Annotated in this window: 16 protein-coding genes and 1 pseudogene; 8 read left to right on the top strand and 9 right to left on the bottom strand. The window is 38.5% G+C overall.

Translation table 11 applies throughout. From position 1 onward, the window contains the following. Nucleotides 1-128 precede the first annotated feature (128 nt). The 4 genes from CPS_RS09650 (at nt 129) to CPS_RS09630 (ending at nt 3,227) form a co-directional block, all read left to right on the top strand. Nucleotides 129-656 (top strand): hypothetical protein, encoded by a 528-nt coding sequence (locus CPS_RS09650; protein WP_011042985.1) that lies wholly within the window; start codon nt 129-131, stop codon nt 654-656. A 146-nt stretch (nt 657-802) separates the two neighbouring features. Continuing rightward, a complete protein-coding gene (locus CPS_RS09645) occupies nt 803-1,078 on the top strand; it encodes a hypothetical protein (RefSeq protein WP_011042984.1) in 276 nt (91 codons plus the stop codon). Between the two features lie 468 nt (nt 1,079-1,546). Beyond that, nucleotides 1,547-2,149, top strand: coding sequence for a flavin reductase family protein (locus CPS_RS09635; RefSeq protein ID WP_011042983.1), 603 nt, complete (start codon nt 1,547-1,549; stop codon nt 2,147-2,149). Nucleotides 2,150-2,357: 208 nt separating this feature from the next. Beyond that, nucleotides 2,358-3,227, top strand: coding sequence for an MYG1 family protein (locus CPS_RS09630; protein ID WP_011042982.1), 870 nt, complete (start codon nt 2,358-2,360; stop codon nt 3,225-3,227). Nucleotides 3,228-3,537: 310 nt separating this feature from the next. Here CPS_RS09630 and CPS_RS09625 read toward each other — a convergent pair. Next, a pseudogene (locus CPS_RS09625) lies at nt 3,538-3,945 on the bottom strand (tetratricopeptide repeat protein); the annotation flags it as partial. 174 nt (nt 3,946-4,119) lie between these two features. Between CPS_RS09625 and CPS_RS24080 the strand changes: the two are divergent. From CPS_RS24080 to CPS_RS09610, 3 genes are all read left to right on the top strand, one after another. After that, the gene (locus CPS_RS24080; protein WP_081428713.1) at nt 4,120-4,332 is read left to right on the top strand and encodes a GDCCVxC domain-containing (seleno)protein; all 213 of its coding nucleotides are present in this window, start codon (nt 4,120-4,122) and stop codon (nt 4,330-4,332) included. A gap of 117 nt (nt 4,333-4,449) precedes the next feature. Further along, on the top strand, nt 4,450-4,734 hold the full coding sequence (locus CPS_RS09615) for a hypothetical protein (protein ID WP_011042980.1): 285 nt from the start codon (nt 4,450-4,452) through the stop codon (nt 4,732-4,734). A 173-nt stretch (nt 4,735-4,907) separates the two neighbouring features. Next, a complete protein-coding gene (locus tag CPS_RS09610) occupies nt 4,908-5,246 on the top strand; it encodes a hypothetical protein (protein WP_011042979.1) in 339 nt (112 codons plus the stop codon). A gap of 96 nt (nt 5,247-5,342) precedes the next feature. On the opposite strand, the gene CPS_RS09605 is transcribed toward CPS_RS09610, so the two are convergent. Further along, complete coding sequence (locus CPS_RS09605; RefSeq protein ID WP_011042978.1) at nt 5,343-6,023, bottom strand: hypothetical protein; 681 nt, start codon at nt 6,021-6,023, stop codon at nt 5,343-5,345. 183 nt (nt 6,024-6,206) lie between these two features. On the opposite strand from CPS_RS09605, the gene CPS_RS09600 reads away from it, so the two are divergent. Beyond that, nucleotides 6,207-6,959, top strand: a complete 753-nt coding sequence (locus tag CPS_RS09600) for an SDR family oxidoreductase (protein WP_011042977.1) — start codon at nt 6,207-6,209, stop codon at nt 6,957-6,959. Between the two features lie 67 nt (nt 6,960-7,026). Here the strand turns inward: CPS_RS09600 and CPS_RS09595 are convergent, their stop codons facing one another. The 7 genes from CPS_RS09595 to CPS_RS09565 form a co-directional block, all read right to left on the bottom strand. Continuing rightward, nucleotides 7,027-7,428, bottom strand: a complete 402-nt coding sequence (locus CPS_RS09595; RefSeq protein ID WP_011042976.1) for an acyl-CoA thioesterase — start codon at nt 7,426-7,428, stop codon at nt 7,027-7,029. Between the two features lie 51 nt (nt 7,429-7,479). Continuing rightward, nucleotides 7,480-8,682, bottom strand: coding sequence for a 2-alkyl-3-oxoalkanoate reductase (oleD, locus tag CPS_RS09590; RefSeq protein WP_011042975.1), 1,203 nt, complete (start codon nt 8,680-8,682; stop codon nt 7,480-7,482). Between the two features lie 24 nt (nt 8,683-8,706). Then, the gene (gene oleC, locus CPS_RS09585; protein ID WP_011042974.1) at nt 8,707-10,503 is read right to left on the bottom strand and encodes an olefin beta-lactone synthetase; all 1,797 of its coding nucleotides are present in this window, start codon (nt 10,501-10,503) and stop codon (nt 8,707-8,709) included. 34 nt (nt 10,504-10,537) lie between these two features. Further along, nucleotides 10,538-11,464, bottom strand: a complete 927-nt coding sequence (locus tag CPS_RS09580; RefSeq protein WP_011042973.1) for an alpha/beta fold hydrolase — start codon at nt 11,462-11,464, stop codon at nt 10,538-10,540. Nucleotides 11,465-11,466: 2 nt separating this feature from the next. Beyond that, nucleotides 11,467-12,516, bottom strand: coding sequence for a 3-oxoacyl-ACP synthase III (locus CPS_RS09575; RefSeq protein WP_011042972.1), 1,050 nt, complete (start codon nt 12,514-12,516; stop codon nt 11,467-11,469). 585 nt (nt 12,517-13,101) lie between these two features. After that, complete coding sequence (locus CPS_RS09570) at nt 13,102-17,190, bottom strand: choice-of-anchor U domain-containing protein (protein ID WP_011042971.1); 4,089 nt, start codon at nt 17,188-17,190, stop codon at nt 13,102-13,104. 184 nt (nt 17,191-17,374) lie between these two features. Next, nucleotides 17,375-17,980, bottom strand: coding sequence for a hypothetical protein (locus CPS_RS09565; RefSeq protein WP_011042970.1), 606 nt, complete (start codon nt 17,978-17,980; stop codon nt 17,375-17,377). Nucleotides 17,981-18,085 lie beyond the last annotated feature (105 nt).

The raw sequence follows: 18,085 nt of genomic DNA, 5'->3' as shown, positions 1-18,085 counted from the left end.
CATCAGGTAAACTCAGCTTCCACTTAGCTTCTCGAGAATTTTCCATCATTATGTCGGTATTCCAAAAGGAATATATGCAATATGCGTGAGACTTATTTAATTGAAATATAAAAACTTTAGGAATATTAATGAATATTGAAAAATCATTAGCCCTCATACCTGAACTCAAAGAACAAGTCGATCTGTTCAAAACAACGTTTACACAAGAAAATCACCTCTCTGAGGAGAATATAAAAATAGTCGCATGGGCAACAGCTATTGCTAGTCAATCTAAAGACCTAACAAATTTTATTAAATCTGAAGTTGGTGAGCTATCCGATTCAGATAAAAAGGTTGTTCTTAGTGCAAGTAGTCGAATGGCGGTGACAAACCCTTACTTCATGAGTAGAAATGCTCACCCATTGAAAGCAGGGGGAACTCTAGATTCACTCAAGATGAGACCCTTTCAAGATCTTAATATTGAAAACTCACAAGGTTACCATTATGCCTGTATCGCCATATCACTAATCAATAATGGTTTTGTCTGCTTCAACAGCCATATAAGCAGCCTTAAGGCTGATTCACAAAAAGATGCAGCAATTGATCAAGCGATGAGATTAGTAGCCTCTATTTGTGCGATAAAACAACTGCTCTTTAATGAACACATTTTTCAATAACCAATAGCAACTTATTTCACATAGAATAGAAAGTAAATCTATTAAACCGTTTTTAGTGTGACTATAAGTTATCTTAGCGCTTCACATTTTAGCTCACTATTACTTAGCCCCTTATTTGGGCATTATACACATCAGGAACTTTAATTATGGAATCCATTTTAGCCTTTTTAGTCTTGTTTTATTTGATTGCTTTTGCTTATGACAAAACAATTGATAATGAGATTAAAGGTAATCAAGCATTAGCGAATAAGTTAACCGAATTTAAATACTTTCATTCATTTCAATCACGTCCAAAAGCGCTATCTTGCGTGTTGAGTTTCAAATTTTTTGGTATCTCAACTGCGTTAAATATTGTTGGTAGTGTCTTTTCATTAATGATGTATTTCGGTTTAGTGGTTGGACTATATTTACTGGTTCAATAGATCTCAACAGTCAGTGTCAACTGCCCAAAAAAAACAATTATTACCTTGCCTAAAATCGGTGCTAATACAAGCTGAACTTTGCATTTTAGGTAACAGTGGTAGTTATAGTTTTGTATGGCTTTTATACCCAAACCACTTGAAGATGCGTGTTTCAGGACGCTTGAGCGATTCATGATCAAGGCGCCTCTTTTTATTAAGGGTTATTCGGGAGAATATGCTCCTGCATTCTCTAATAAGCTACATCCATGTAGCGTCCTTAAAAAAGGAGGCAGCGAAGAACATGGTTTGCTCATACGTCCCCGCAGGGCTGGTTTAGAAACGCTTTATGCTGCGTTATTGATTTCGACAATAGAATAACTATTCTCTTCAATCAATGACTTGCTTAAAGGCATTTCTAATTCCAGCTGAAACCTGCATCTTCAGGTAGTTTGGGTATATATAACTTTTAAATGAAAAAATGGGTAATCGATGAATTTTGATATTTCAGAACTAGGCGTTCAAGAAAAGTACCGCCTTTTAAATGGCGGTGTGACCCCAAGACCTATTGCTTGGATAAGTACGCGTTCAAAGGACGGGATTGATAACCTTGCACCCTACTCTTTTTTTACTGTGGCAAGCTGCAATCCTCCGGTACTTCTTTATACACAGGTGACTCAACGAAGCGGCATTGATAAAGACACTTTGCAAAATTTAAAAGAAACCAGTGAATGTGTGGTTAACATTGTTAATTCTCATTTATTGGAAAAAATGAATGCAACCAGTGCCGGCATTGCCATTGATGAAAGTGAGTTTGACTTAGCACAGGTTAAAAAAACCAGCAGCTGTAATGTCGGTGCTTTTTCGGTTGCTGAATCACCCATTCGATACGAATGTACTTTACGAGAAATTATTTCTGTTGGTGATTTACCTGCAGGAGGCACCATTGTACTTTTAGATGTGAAGTCTGTGTACGTAAGGGATGATCTCTACACTGATGAAGGCATTAACCAAGCGTTAATTGACTCAGTTGGTAAAATGGGTGGCGATGGTTACAGCCCTACTTCACACTATGTAACGCTTAATCGCCCATAGAAAAAATAATCAAATCATGTATTGGCGTTTTATTCGATAGTTTAGTTATTAAAATCATCTGTTTTTGTTAGCTGTCTTCGTATAGAATCCGCCCTATAATTTTTACTAAGTAAAAATTCTCCAAATCAGAGAAATACCAAACGGGGAAGTTCCAACAGTAACAGTTCATGAACGCCCCTTCTTATCCTTTTCTAAAATGACAAAAAAAATGACTGATAAAGTAATAGCAACTCACAATGGTAATTTTCATGCAGATGATGTTTTCAGTATCGCTGCACTTAAGAATATTTTTCCTTCTTTTAAGCTCATACGTACGCGTGATTTAGAGGTTATTGGTAAGGCAGATATTGTGATAGATGTAGGTGGTGAATATGATGCCGATGCTGGCCGTTTTGATCATCATCAACGAGGCGGTGCTGGCGAGCGCGAAAATGGTATTCCTTATTCCTCATTTGGTTTAATTTGGCAGAAATATGGCCTAGCAATATGCCAAGGTAACCAAGAAGTAGCTAATAGTGTGGATGCTGGTCTAGTATCAACGATTGATGCTATTGACTGTGGTCATGTTGAAGGTGTTGCTCAAGGTATCAGCCTTAGCCAAACTATTTCAATGTTTAACCCAACGTGGCAAGAAGATAGCCACTTTGATACTTGTTTTGATGAAGCCGTTGATTTTGCATCACGCGTATTAACACGATTCATAGCTTCTGCTAGTGGCGGCATTAATGCTAAAGACATTGTCGCTAAAGCTATTGATAATGCAGAAGACTCAAGAGTCATAGTGTTAGAAAAGTATACTCCGTGGAAAAGAACAGTTCATGCATTATCTGAAGAGGCGTTATATATGGTTTACCCATCACCTTCTGGCCAATGGCGAATTCAAACCGTACCTGTTGAACCTGGTTCATTCGAAGACAGAAAACCACTACCTAAACAATGGGCTGGTTTGTCTGATGATGCGCTTAAAGAAGTTACTGGCATTGATGACGCTATGTTTTGCCATAATGGTTTATTTATTGCGGGTGCAGAGTCATTTGAAAGCACAATGAAAATGGCATCTATCGCACTTCAAGCATAATAAAGGTGCTCCATAGTTGCTGAACCTTTGTTGCTATTTTTCTTCGTTTCACTCACTGAAACGAAGAAAATAGTAAATCTTCTATTTCAGATGAGCAGTACTTTTACTGACAGGATATTTTAGCAAAAATGTAATGGTTATAAGCCCTACGTCATACTATGTAGGGCTTAACAAGGCTTAAAGTAAACCTTAAAATAAATTAATAAAGTTCATGGTTTAACTGTTATAAATCTTTCCATTCTTTCAATTTTTTTGCTACTTCAACAACTTTTGGTACTTCTGGTACTTCTACAACTTCAGCGACTCCACCTAACTCTTCTAATAAGGCTTCGATTTCTGCTTTTAAATCTTTATCAGCAATTTTATTACTGTTGATTTTAGCATTCTTTAGATGTTCAATAGCGCTTGTTTTATCACCTAACTCTACTTGCAATGACGCAATGGCAAAAGCGATTGATGAGAGAAAATCTTTGGAATTAATCGCTTCAGCTTTTAGTAGTGCTTTGTCATAAATCGAAATAGCTAATTCAAGATCATCAGTAAAATCAGCAAGTGTTTCCCACTGCACCGGATGGTCTTTATCGGTACTTTCATTATCTTCACATACTTTTTTTAATTCAACGTAACATTCATCGAAGCGAATTTGATTTTTTCTATGAACCGCTTGCATTAAGTCTTTAGCTAACGAGTGCACGTGCTTGTATATTTTTGTATTCATGATTTACCTTACTTTATATTGTTCATAAAAATCTTACGGGGATTATAACGTAAAACTAATCAAGCTGTTTGATCAAAATATTGAATCACAACGTAAACTCGGTTAGTGTCATGAAATAGACATAATAAAACCTGCAGATAATGGATTATATAACCCGATAAAATTGAGAATTTAATGAACAATATAATTCTAGAGTCAGTTATTACTTGTCCTGAATGTGGTTTTAATAAAAAAGAAATCATGCTTACCAATGCGTGTCAGTATTTTTATAAATGCACTTCATGTCACATTATTATTAAACCTCTCCCCGGAGATTGTTGTGTTTATTGTTCATTTGGAACCATTAAATGCCCTCCAATTCAAGAAAAAAGGGCGTGTTGTAATTAATTCATATAAAATATCATTAAACAAATACAAAACAGTTGGCTACCTTCATTTAACATGTTTTTTAGCCGCCATTATTTTGCCTCTAATTGAGGTGTTATATTTTTCTGAGAGCCTATTATGAATTTAGATAAATCGACAAAACGTATAGCAAAGAGAGTTAAAAAGGGATTTCAGGGGTATCCTCAAATTTCACTCGCTTATTTTGGTGAATCAGTGAACTGCGCAACCCAAGTTGTTGTAGGTTTTATCCAAGAAGAAGGCGCATCGGCCCAAGAGCAAACATTTTCCAGTAAAGACGATGCAAGAAAAGACGAAACGATTCAAACAACCTTATTAAAAATTATTGAGCGAGCAGACGCAAAAACAGTGTTAGAAGTTGCAGGTGTTGCGCCTATTAAGTAGATATTTCGCTAATTAAGTTATAGCAAAATAGATGGTAACGGTGAAACTCGGGGCACTTATTATTGGTAACCCCCGCCTAGTGTTAATTTTAGCAAACAATTACTCATTCCCTTATTACAGATTTATATAGCCGTTTTACTTCAAGAGTAAAGTTCAGGAGCACAGAGAGTTAGATGAAAAGTTTACTTAAAAGTATTCAGTATGACATGTTAGATTTTATTGAGGGCGAAGATGAAGGTGACGCTGATTATACCTCAGAGGATGTGAAGCTTTGTATAACAGGCCTATTAGAATTCATGTCTTCTATGGCGTCTGAAGCACAGACCTTAGAAAGCTCAAAAGAACATGTTAAAACAGTAGTTCTGTCTCTAAACTCATTAAATCATCAATGTGGTGACTGTTTAATAGAAACAGATCAGCGTGAGGATATCTGTGAGTTCATTAAAAAAGTAATGTCTGCCGCAAATGTAGTGTTTTCAGGGGATATCACAGAAGAATGGAGAGAATGGTAAAAGAGTAATGTTTTAACTAATTATGGAGTGAATTGCTAACGCGGAAATTCTAACCGTGGCAGAATTCCGCATTACATTTGAGTTATACCACTCGTATTAACCGTATTCACTCCGGTTTTTCGCTACTGGGCTCACTCTTGCCCAGTGAAATAAGTACATAATAATAAGTTTTGTTATAGCGCTAACAGTAGCTAAAACGATTAACGGCCAACCTTGAGCAAGGCCCATTGTCATTGCAAAAGCAATGGTAGAAATATCCATCATTAAAATGAATTGGCTCATACGAATATCAATAGCTCCAGTTTTACCTGAACTAATGATTAATTTAATTTGGTGAGTGTATCCTTGGGCAAGTAACAAGGTAATGATCATAATAAGAATTGTCGACACTTGTTTACTGTGATCAGCAAAGCTCTCATTAAGAGCTAAACCTATTATTCCTAAAGTAAAACTCACACTCACCAATACTAGGCTGGTAACCGAGGCCTTAGACTTTCTGTCTTTCCACATTTCAACCAATATCAATATCACCAAAATTGAAGCAATCAGCCTTGGCCAAACAATATAATGATTAAATATATCAATACTATAACCATATACAAAGAATGAAAAATAAGCCAAAAAACTCATGGTGAATTGGTTTTGTGATAATACATCAGTCACCTTTTCCTTACCGTTTTCTTTTCTTAACCACAGTTTACTTAGCTGTAAATAGACACCGTATAAGCTCACAAAAATAAACAGCGTATTTATTGTACCAAAAATGTTATACCACATACTAATCTCCAGAATACAAATTGTCGACAATAATACATCAACATACTTTTTAATCAAGTTATTAATATAATATTACGTTAGATTGTCGACAATACAGCGCAGTTGGCATATGATGAGTAAAGTAGATGGTATAGCAATTATTTAGCTGGAATTGTTAACAAGTACACTTTTAAAGGACACGGAATGATCAAACCAAAAGTAGCAATTATTACCGGTGCTGGGCGAGGCATTGGCGCCGCAACAGCAAAGCTTTTTTCAAGTCACGGTTATGCCGTTTGTATTAACTACAAATCTGATGAAAACTCAGCGAATAAACTGGCTAAGTCAATTAGGGCTGAAGGAGGTCTCTGCATTACCGTACAAGCGGATGTGTCCTGTGAGAGTGATGTAGAGCGCTTATTTTCCACCGTAGACAAAGCGTTAGGCACAGTCACTGTTTTAGTAAATAATGCAGGCATTTTGAAAAAACAATCTCGATTAGAGGATATGACAGCTGAACGTATTAATTCGATACTAACCAATAATGTCACGAGCTATTTTTTGTGTTGTCGCGAAGCGGTTAAACGTATGTCAACTCGCCACGACGGTTTAGGTGGTGTTATTGTCAATGTATCTTCTGGCGCAGCTCGCTCTGGCTCACCCAACGAGTACATCGATTATGCTGCTTCAAAAGGAGCCATAGATACCTTAACTAAAGGTTTATCACTTGAGGTTGCTGCAGAAGGCATACGTGTAAACTGTGTACGCCCAGGACTAATTTATACCGATATGCATGCCGACGGCGGAGAGCCTGAGCGCATTGAGCGGTTAAAAGAAATTATTCCATTACAAAGAGGTGGACAGCCTGAAGAAGTGGCTGAGGCTATTTACTGGTTGGCGAGCGAGAAATCTTCTTTTTCTACCGGTAATTATTTAGACTTGGCTGGTGGTTTGTAAATTTAATTGAGCTACTACTATTCTTTAGTGGCTCATCTTGAATTTATCATGAACTCGACCTTGCAACTTAACCAGCAGTTAAGGGAGCAAGAATTTCATCGGGAATAGGTTGCAAGCGCTTTTGTTTATCCAAGCAAACCATTTCAATATCGCCAATCACCGCAGGTTTGCTCGCATTGGGACGCCATAACTCTTGTCGCCATAACGTTTTATACTTCCCTTCAAATTGGTAACTGGTACGTACGTCACAAATTTCAGCAAATTCAACACCATCTTGAAAAGTTAAGTTGGCTTTATATACGGCAAAACCTAAGCCTTTTTCTTGCCATAATGTTGCCAATTTATCACTATCAATCACATGTTCACGCGCACGTTCAAAATACTTGAGGAAATTAGGGTGATATACCACGCCAGAATGGTCGGTATCTTCATAATATATTTGTACGGGGTGATGGTAAATTTTACTCATTTTAATTCCATATGTTTTCTTCAAAGTAGCTCGAAAATAGCTAACGCCTCTTTAGCTACTGACTACTAATGATAGTTTAAGTTGTTTCATGCCTTCTTCTATTGATATCAGCGGTGTGTAGCCTAAATCTTTTTTGGCAGCACTTATATCAAAGTAATGACTAGTCGAAAGTTGTCTGGCAACAAAGCGTGTCATTACTGGCTCTTTTTTTATATTCAATATTTTATAAAACCACTCCAACGTCGCACCAACAATATACGCGACGGTACTGGGTACTCTTTTTGTTACGGGTGGTAAATCAACACAATCAAGAATGTTATTAAGCATGGCAGCCATAGTAATTGGCTGATCATTGCTAATAAAATAGGCCTTACCAATACAAGTCGCATTAGCTTTGTTTAACGCGACTGCCGCTAATATATGCGCATAAGCAGCATTATCAACAAAGATGGTATCGACGAGTTTATCTTCTTTTCCAACAAGTTTTAACTTGCCTGCTCGGGCACGTTCTAATACTCGAGGTACAAGATGGGGATCGTTTGGTCCCCAAATTAAGTGGGGACGTAACGCTACTGTTTTTAAGACATTCTTTTGATATGAGTTTTGATTGTCGCCTTGGAGAGTAGCTTGTGTAGTGCTTTGATTGCCACTTTTCTTCAAGTCTTGTGAGGCATTTAATACTAGTTGCTCTGCTAACGCTTTAGACTCACCATAAAAATTTAAAAAGTTATCAGCATAGGGCTGAGATTCATCAATACCAGCCTCATCAACACCAGCAAAAGTGACACTCGGGGTGCTGGTATAAACCAAGCGAGTAATGGCAAGTTCTTGACAGGCTTGGATAATATTCTTAGCACCTTGTACATTCGGTTTAAAGTAATCGTCTTTACTGCCCCAAACGCCTGCTTTGGCTGCTACATGAAATACCAAATCGCATGAATGCATTGTCTCTTTGAGAAGAGCAAAGTCAGTTATATCGCCTTGCACCATATTAACGCCCATTTGGCTAAGTTCAGGATAATGTCCCCGAGCAAAACCCGTCACTTTAATATTAGCTAAGCGCAGTAATCGACAGATAGCTGTACCCAAAAAACCGCCAGCTCCGGTAACAAATACATGGTTAGTTTGCCCTGCTAGCTCGCTAAGTGGTTGTTGCACAGCCTCGTTAAAACGGGAGGTAACATCGATGCTATTATCGCTATTACTTTTGCCTTTGGAATGACTAGTAGCGTTGTTTTGGGAATGTTCAATCATGGGGAGCTCTATTTATACGCTAAATTAGTTAAATTCATCTTGTGCCCACACGGCAAGCTTTTCACGAAATATTTTAGCATTATGACGAATATCCACCGGGAATTTTTCATGGATTAAAAAGTGTGATATCGCAGATGTTTGTTTATGAGCAAGTGCAGCTACTTTTAACGCAGAGAAGAGGATTGCCTCATTAAAATCTTTCTTGTTTTTAGCTTCATCCGTTAACTCAACACACAGTAACGGCACACTTTTATGGTTAATTTTCACCCCCACTAAAGCGGTGCGTTTTACTGAATGATGGGTATTAAATATTCGCTCACAAGGGATAGAAAATAAAACCTTTTTATCGGTCTCAACACGATGCGCTTTACGTCCACACATCCATAACGCCCCTGCATCATCAAGATAACCCAAATCCCCCATACGATGTCGTACTACATCACGCTTTGAACATGTAGCGTTAGGATCAGCATCAAGAATTTTCGCCTGCTCAGTTGCCGATGCCCGATTATAATATTGATGGCTAACCATATCGCCTTTAACGACGATCTCACCAATGGTATTGGCAGGCAAGACTAAGTCGTCATGCCATATTTCAATGGGCTTCTCAGTGATCTCGATAATACTAATTTCAACGCCATTTACGGCGGTACCGACACAAATACCGCCACCATTGTCGGTTATATGGCTCGTTGCAAGTAAATCTACGCTGGCTATTTTAGTCAGTGGTAGCGATTCGGTAGCACCATATGACGTTAACACAGGCACATTGTCGCTTAGTAGTTGGGTAAACCGCTCTATAGAGGTCAGGGTCGCTGGTGCGCCCGCAGAAATCACTCTTTTTAAGCTATTTAATTTAATAATAGGTTTATTAACTGACTCAGTGTCTGCTTTAGCAGCTGAAACATTGGTTGTTCCCGCCTGCCCTAATACTTCTATCAGTGCAGGATTAGCAAATAAGTTAGTGCATTGATATTTTTCAATGGCTGCAAAGATAAAAGCAGGGTTTGCCTTTATCGGTTTACTCGCATCCATATCAGGCACAATGGAGGCCATACCTAATGCTGGGCCAAATAATGAGAACAATGGAAAGGTTGCTAAATCACGCTCGCCTGGTTTGATGGCATAATCTTCTTTTAGCGCGGTAATTTGTGCTTCAAACATTTTATGGCTGTAGACCACGCCTTTAGGTGTACCCGTACTACCACTGGTAAAAAGAATAGCCGACATAGCATCATCGCTAAGTTTTACCATGTCAAATGAACTATTTTCTTTTGGTAAATCTTTGTTTTGTATTGGATAACGAGTGAGTAATTTGGTTAAACTCATGCCACCGATAAGGGAAGCGAATACATTTGCGCCAACGCCAGAATTAACATCAGTAACTGTTAATAGTTTTTTAACGCTAGCTTTCCCCCAGCCAAATAATACTCTGGCGATGTGGGCTTTCGGGATGCCAATAAAAGCATCAGGTGCAGATTCAACAAAACATTGTTTTAGGTTCTTAATGCCCATGCCTGGGTCAACTAAAATAGGAACAATACCTGCTTTAAATAACGCAAACGTTAAGGCAAAAAAATCAATACTTGGGGTCACCATCAACACCGCTTTCATGCCTGACTTTAGACCATAAGCATTTAACGCATACGCAATTTCATCACTGCGTTGGTGTAAAGAGACAAAATCAATTTCTTGATAAGTAAGCTTGCCTCGTTGGTTTTTTTGTACGGCAACAGCTAACGCGTTGGGCGTTGCTATTGCTGCATGTGCGAGATGGCGACATAAATTAGCTTGATTGGACTTATCCATGGTCTCTGTCATTTACACTTTACCTATTAAATAAGTCCTGTTAATTCTAAGCTAATTTGGTTTCGCTTGTTTTTAAGAAGTTCTCTATTAACGGAACCACTTCATCGCTGGCATCTTCTAGGATGTAATGACCACAATCATCAAAAGCATGTACTTGTGCATCTGGAAAACGGTGTTGCCATTCATCTAAAAAGTGTCTATCAAAAACGAAGTCTTTTAGGCCCCAACAAATTAGCATAGGTATTTTCTTAAACTGCGCTAAATTGTCGCTAATGTCAGAAACTAACTGATAATTCCTATCGCCTATTTTTAACGGAATATCTTGAATAAAGCGTAACGTTGAAATACGATTTGTCCATGAATTAAAAGGTGCTACGTAAGCTTCTCTTACTTCTTTAGACATTGGCTTTCGTTTTACACCAATATAGGAAGCAACACTTGAAAAGGCATTAAACCCTCTCACTAATGCAGCGCCCACAAAAGTATTTCGGCCTAACCACAAAGCAGGCGGCAGTTTTTTTGCTTTAGGTAAATGAAAAGCGCCAGTGTTTAAGATTACCAGACGTTTGATTCGTTCAGGGTGACGCGCAGCATAACCCATACCAATCATTCCGCCCCAATCATGTACCACTAGGGTAATATTTTCTTTTACATCTAAATGTTCAAGTAATGCTTCTAGGTCATCTATGCGATTCGCTAGGGTGTAATCATAACCGTCATCGTCGGGTTTATCAGACAAACCACAACCAATATGATCTGGCACAATACATTGATGACTCTTGCTTAATTGGCTGACTAAATTACGGTAATAAAAAGACCAACTTGGATTGCCATGAACCATAACAACCGGAGAGCCCTGCCCTTCATTAACATAATGGTATTGATGGCCATTACGATTAATAAAATTGCGGGTAAAGGGGAATAGTTTTGTTAACTTATTTTCTAACATACTTTTTGACATAGTATCTGACATAGTTACCACTTAAGCCCCAACATCATACAATTCAAGCCACTGCCTATTCCTAAAAAGCTGACATTATCACCTTTTTGCAAGAAGCCTTGATCATGAGCCATCGCTGCCGTTACCGGCAAAGAAACCGTACCCATATTGCCGAGTAGCTTAAACGTTGGAAATTCTTTTTCAGGGTTAATGCATAAAGCGGTCAACACTTGTTTTTGATTAGCTGCGCCCACTTGATGACAAATAACTTTATCAACTTGTCCTTCAACCCATTGACGTTGTTCTAAAAAATGTTCCCAAGTATCTTTTGCTAAAGAAACACCTTCTTTAAGTAAACTTACTGCGTCAGTGCGCATAAATTCACGGAAAAGTTGTGGACCCACTTCTTTTAAGCCCCATTGACATAAATTATTATGTTCGGGTGCTGATAAGTGACTTGCGCCTAATAATTGATGATTACGGTCAGTATCAAGGTTTAAACTACCATCGGTAAGTAACACCGCAACAGCACCTGAACCACCCGTTAGCGTTGCTAAAGAGCGAGCATAATTTTGCATTGTTGGATCGGCAAGCATGTCATCAATAGTTACATCAACAATATGGCGTGCTGATTCACACGAAACAACAAGACCCGCTTTAATTTGTCCAAGTTCAATGCGATTAGCAATATCTAAAATACCCGATAAAACGCCTAAACAGGCATTACTGATATCGTAAATTGCCGTGTCTTTTAACACACCAAGCTTAGCGGCTATTCGACAAGCAGTAGCCGGCTCATGTTGATCACGACATACACCAGTATAAACAACTGCGCCTATATCCGCTGCTGCTATGCCTGTTTCGTTCATAGCTTTTTGGGCCGCAACAATAGCGCCATCTGAAAGCATATGATCTGTCGGCCACCAACGACGTTCCTCGATTCCAGTTAACGCAGTGAGTTGCCCCTTTGGAATACGAAACTTTTGATATAACGGGGTCAAACGAGATTCAAGCTCTGCACTGGTTACCACTTCAGGGGCCAGTTCATAAGCTAAGCTATTAATAAAGACGCGGGAATATTTCATTTATGTGACTGTTGCTTATTATGTCTAGGTTATCTGTTGTAATACACTTTTAATTCCATCGATGTAATGAGGAAAGATGCGAACTAAGTAACCAATGTTAATTATTTATGACTCTGGGGCGCCATTTGAGCAAGAATATGCCAAGGATTCAACCAAAAACATGATTTATCGATAATCTACCCTAAATTAGGGTGAATTAACTCAAGTTATCGTAAGTTAACCATAGTTAGCCTATATCACAAATTAAAAAGGCCCTCATAATGAGAGCATATACTCGTTACCAATCAAGATGCATGTTTCAGAGTGCTTGGGCAATTTCAATACAAGGTGCGCCTTTGTAGTAATGGTTATTCCCTTACAAAAAGGTGCTACGCCGTAGTGATGCTGTTCAAGCGCTTCTTTGATGGGGCTAAAAGCGATTTAAGCGGTGCTATTCATTCGAACAAGGGATGTACCATTGTTCAAATGAAAACCTTGCTTAAAGTACTTTTATCTCCCACTGAAATCACGTACTTTGAATGGCAACGGGTATAAATAATTCAAGATAAGCATTGCTGCTTAGTTCGCGTTTTAATTTTCTTATAACTATTCTTTAGCTAAATATTCTGAGCGCATTAATCGAGATAAAACTACTAAAAATAGTGCGAACAAAGCGAAAAACGACAAACTACCACTGCTTGATTTTTCAGGGGGAACGTCAACTGCTATACCGCCAGGATCATCAATGACCCCGTTAGCAATGCCATCTGCATCATTTGCGCCACCATCTTCAATATATAACTTTAAACAGGTATCACCCACATTGAGGCCCGCTCGATAAAGCTCACTGTGCGGTGGCGGACAAACGCCATTAACTGCCGCACTGGTGGAAAGTACATTGTTACTATCTTCAGCAAAATCTGCCCATTGATTTTCTGAATTTACCTTACGATAAACAGAGTATTCAACGATAGCAGTAGACAAAGGCAACACAATGGCAACAGAGCGACCAAAAGGGGTAATATTGTGTATTTCAAAATCAAAATAACCTAAAGAGTTCTTTAAACTGTCTTCTTCAATCAACCCTGTAGCCAAGATTTCTTGTTGCGAAAGCGCTATACCATCAGACGTTTGTAACAGCGCAAACTTACCTAGCTTTAAGTGTAACCCAGGTTCAGTTTCAGCTAATTTTACTAAAGCCGCATTAATATGTAGTGGCTGTAAATAAGGGATGGTTGAATTATCCATGTAAGCAGGCAAACCGTCTGAGTCGTCATCACTAAAACCTTCAACCAAATCACTTAAGCCGTCTCTATCGCTATCTAGGCCACGTAATGTTTGTTGAGTCGCCAATAAAACTAAAGAAATCTGCTTAGTTTGTGACAACTCTTCAGTACCACTATTGGTACTATTACCGCTGTCAGTTACCGTGACGCTAAGATGAATCAGGCCCTTGTTTTCTTTCGGTAGGCTCAAACTTTCAACTGGAAAGACAAATTGTAATTTATCTGTTGAAAGCACAGCATTCAAGTAGTCGGGAATTTGCCAGTCAATTTGATGAGTATCTTGAACATTAGAGTCTTTAATACTCAAAACGACCGTCACTGCACCATCATTACTAGCAACGCTAGGTACTTGTATGCCTTTTTGCCAAATTGCTAGATTAATAGTTGGCGCAACATTACCTTCGGTAACTGTGATGATATGTTCAGCATGAACACCGGCATTTACGCCTTGTTCAAAGCTAAGAATGAGTTGTTCATCACCCTCTACTTGAAAATCATTATTCACATTGATATCGATAAAACCTGCAGTACCCTGTGCGATTACTATTTTGTTATCGGCAATATTGTAGTCCGCATTATCGACAGTACCTGTGATTGTCAGGGGTAATGTCACTGGATAAGCAGGTGCTTCACCGGATAACACAACTTCTACCCTAGCAATCCCACCTTCAGCAACAATTTGTGCAGAAGAAAAGTTCACTAACGGATGAACATTAAGTACTTGATTTGTTGTCGCACTATTACCTGCATTGTCAACAGCTCGCCATTTTATCGGGTATAAACCAGAGGTGATATTTTTAGCACCGGTTTCAAAGCCTAAGGCTGTTAAATTACAACAATTAATACCATCTTTTCCATCAGTAACTGAAACTTTGGTCATTTGAATTAACTTACTTAATTCCAATTTAGTAAACGTATGATCGGCATATATATGTACAGCCTGTGGCGGCGTAATAATAGGCGCATAGTCGTCTAGTAATGGATTATTTCCAGCTAAGGCTTCTGCTGCGTTGGTAACACCATCAGAGTCAGTATCGTATAGTCCATCTTCATCATTAAGCGGGTCAAAATTATGCAATAGTTCGAATTCATCACTCATACCATCGCCATCATCATCTAAATCAGCATTATTACCAATTGAATCACCATCGGTATCGATATGCTCAGTGGCATCTAGTGGTAGCTGATCTTCAAAATCTAAAAAGTCATCACCATCATCGTTGCTATCAAAAACATTACCTAAACCATCACCGTCGGTATCAGTACTTTCAACAGGGTTATTAGGAAATGCATCTTCAATATCTCTGACGCCATCATTGTCATCATCACTATCGCTGTTATCACCTAAGCCGTCATTATCAGCATCAAGCCATTCAGTTTTATCAAGAGGAAATAAATCAATACTATCTGAGCGTCCATCATCATCATCATCGGTATCGGCATTATTACCCGTACCATCTCGGTCAGTATCAAACCATTCTAGAGGGTTTAGAGGGAGGGCATCTATCGCATCAGTAAAACCATCGTTATCATCATCACTGTCAGCATTATCGCCAACGCCATCACCATCGTTATCATATTGCTCATTAGCATTTAGCGGGTAAGCATCACAAAGTAAACCATTTCCTGTGCAATCTAAAACGCCATCACCATCATCATCGGTGTCAGCATTGTTACCGATTGAATCACTATTGGTTGGGTGGCTAGCATCAGTATTTAAATATTCAGAGGCATCTAGAGGGAAATCATCTTCGTTATCAGAAATGCCATCATTATCATCATCACTATCAGCATTATTGCCAAGGCCATCCCCATCAGAATCTAACCACTCAGTAGGATCTAATGGAAAAGCATCTGTTGCATCAGGTAGGCCGCCGATATCAACATCCCCATCATCATCATCATCAGGCGTATCGCCACCTTCGTTAGGAAGACGATCACCATCGGTATCGGTTGTTGCTAACATTATAAATGGGAAAGCATCATTTCCGCTATAAACAGGATCTGAAAGGTCACTATAATTACCAGAAGAAAAATTCCCATTCGTCACCCCGTCACCATCAATATCTGGATCGCCTTTATCACCAATGCCATCGCCATCAAGATCTTTTTGTTCTGTATTATCTAAAGGAAATACATCATCTGTATCTAAAACACCATCACCGTCATCATCGAGATCAGCCGTATTACCTACGCCATTACCATCCGTATCAATATACTCTGAAGCCGTAAACGGAAAAAAATCATTACCAGTAAAAACTGTGTCTGATGGGTCATTGTAATTACCTGAGGTGAATGGGCCATTGGTTACGCCATCACCATCAATATCATTATCACTTTTATCCCCTAAACCATCTCCGTCAGTATCTTTTTGCTCGCTAGCAAGAAAAGGAAAAGCATCGTTGGTATTTAGTTCACCATCGCCATCAATATCAGGATCGCTATTATCTCCAATACCATCAGTATCTAAATCAAGATGTTCCGCGCTATCTAATGGAAAAATATCAATACTGTCTTGAACACCATCACCATCGTCATCATCATCGGCATTATTGCCTATGCCATCATTATCGGTATCTAGTATTTCTAATGGGTCAAGAGGCATGTCGTCAAGGGTATCTAATACGCCATCGTTATCATCATCGGTATCCTTATTATTACCTATCATGTCCCCATCGGTGTCATACCATTCACTATAATCATAACGGAAAACATCAAGAGTATTTACAATACCATCACCATCGATATCAGGGTCTTGTGCATTGCCAATTCCATCTGCATCTAAATCAGCATTAACATTAAAATCTAAAGGGAAAGCATCGCTGCCATCATTGACACCATCACCGTCATCATCTATATCAGCATTATTACCAATACCATCAAGGTCGGTATCTACAGTTTCGAGTGGATCTAAAGGGAATTGATCATAAACATCAAGTACGCCATCACCATCATCATCAGCATCAGCATTATTGCCTACGCCATCAAGATCAGAATCCAAGCTTTCTTGTAAATTAAGTGGAAATACATCAAGAAGATCTGGTACACCATCGTTATCATCATCGGTGTCAGTGTTGTTGCCTAGACCGTCGTTATCAGTATCAAGCCATTCACTAGGGTCTTTAGGTAAAGGGTCATAAAGGTTAATGGCTAAATCGCCATCATCATTGTTATCGTTACCGAAAGGTGAACTATCACCATTAAGTAAACCATCGCCATCAATATCGGGGTCACTATTATTACCTGTGCCATCAAGATCGGTGTCAATCCATTCAAGTGGATCGGTAGGGAATAAATCGACGGCATCATCATAGCCATCACCGTCTGTATCTACGGCAAAAGCACTGCTACTAATGACAAGGGTAAGTATGCTTAAAAATTTAAAGCACCATATTTTATACTTCAACACACGTTTCTCCACGGAGAGTATTATCTGGAATTAAAACCAGATATTTATGTCTTATAACTTCAGTAAAGTTATAAGACATAAAGGGATAGAATAAGTTTAACTGCAACAATCCGTTTACAGGTCTTCTTTATAACGGCCAATGTACATCTAACTTGAATAATTAAAGTGTTACTAACACGTAACGTTAGTAACCAACTTGGCGACCAAAGCGATAATTAAAGCCGATAAATACAGTGCTAATACTGCCAAAATCAGAATAGCTAGGATAATGTTTGAAACCTATATGCATAGCTGAGTTTTTGGTGAAGCTTTTTTGAAGGGAAATGGACATAACAGGATTGATATCCCCTTGCTCTGCAAAGTAAATATCATCTACATTAAGATCAGGATTAGGAATTAGTTTATTTTCGCTGAGGTTAATGGATGCGCCCAATTGAAATTCAAGCATAAGGCTACTGATAAATTTATCATAAGATTGAGGGTAATAACGATAACCTAAAGATAAGTCTACTGTTTGAATGGTGAAGTCAAAACCTGCTTTATCCCACTCTTTACTTATTTCATCCAAATCGCTAATCGCTACGTTTTCAAGGCGATTATAACTGACCTGCCAATTAAACGCTTTTTGATTAAAGAACTCATCACCTATTGAAAGGCTATACCCATAGCTTTTATCTTGATCAACTTTATGAAGTTGCACTGAGCTTTCTAATGCGTGGCTTTTACTTGCCAACATAACAATAAAAACACATAACACTTGAGCGATGTACGGAAGTTTGTTCGAGCTCACTATTTTACACTCCTGCCAACATTTTGTCGGTTTTTAGTCGGTATTAGCGGGACTACTAATAAATAGAGTTAAGCAATTATCACACCAAAATAAATGGATAATTAT

This window comes from Colwellia psychrerythraea 34H (assembly GCF_000012325.1).
Taxonomy (GTDB): domain Bacteria; phylum Pseudomonadota; class Gammaproteobacteria; order Enterobacterales; family Alteromonadaceae; genus Colwellia; species Colwellia psychrerythraea_A.
Note: the sequence above shows the minus strand (reverse complement) of the source record. Positions and strands in the feature narration are given on the sequence as shown.

Excerpts from the sequence above, each read along its gene's own strand:
- CPS_RS09650 (WP_011042985.1), top strand. The coding sequence starts at position 129 with ATGAATATTGAAAAATCATTAGCCCTCATACCTGAACTCAAAGAACAA.
- CPS_RS09645 (WP_011042984.1), top strand. The coding sequence starts at position 803 with ATGGAATCCATTTTAGCCTTTTTAGTCTTGTTTTATTTGATTGCTTTT.
- CPS_RS09635 (WP_011042983.1), top strand. The coding sequence starts at position 1,547 with ATGAATTTTGATATTTCAGAACTAGGCGTTCAAGAAAAGTACCGCCTT.
- CPS_RS09630 (WP_011042982.1), top strand. The coding sequence starts at position 2,358 with ATGACTGATAAAGTAATAGCAACTCACAATGGTAATTTTCATGCAGAT.
- CPS_RS24080 (WP_081428713.1), top strand. The coding sequence starts at position 4,120 with ATGAACAATATAATTCTAGAGTCAGTTATTACTTGTCCTGAATGTGGT.
- CPS_RS09615 (WP_011042980.1), top strand. The coding sequence starts at position 4,450 with ATGAATTTAGATAAATCGACAAAACGTATAGCAAAGAGAGTTAAAAAG.
- CPS_RS09610 (WP_011042979.1), top strand. The coding sequence starts at position 4,908 with ATGAAAAGTTTACTTAAAAGTATTCAGTATGACATGTTAGATTTTATT.
- CPS_RS09605 (WP_011042978.1), bottom strand. The coding sequence starts at position 6,023 with ATGTGGTATAACATTTTTGGTACAATAAATACGCTGTTTATTTTTGTG.
- CPS_RS09600 (WP_011042977.1), top strand. The coding sequence starts at position 6,207 with ATGATCAAACCAAAAGTAGCAATTATTACCGGTGCTGGGCGAGGCATT.
- CPS_RS09595 (WP_011042976.1), bottom strand. The coding sequence starts at position 7,428 with ATGAGTAAAATTTACCATCACCCCGTACAAATATATTATGAAGATACC.
- oleD (WP_011042975.1), bottom strand. The coding sequence starts at position 8,682 with ATGATTGAACATTCCCAAAACAACGCTACTAGTCATTCCAAAGGCAAA.
- oleC (WP_011042974.1), bottom strand. The coding sequence starts at position 10,503 with ATGACAGAGACCATGGATAAGTCCAATCAAGCTAATTTATGTCGCCAT.
- CPS_RS09580 (WP_011042973.1), bottom strand. The coding sequence starts at position 11,464 with ATGTCAGATACTATGTCAAAAAGTATGTTAGAAAATAAGTTAACAAAA.
- CPS_RS09575 (WP_011042972.1), bottom strand. The coding sequence starts at position 12,516 with ATGAAATATTCCCGCGTCTTTATTAATAGCTTAGCTTATGAACTGGCC.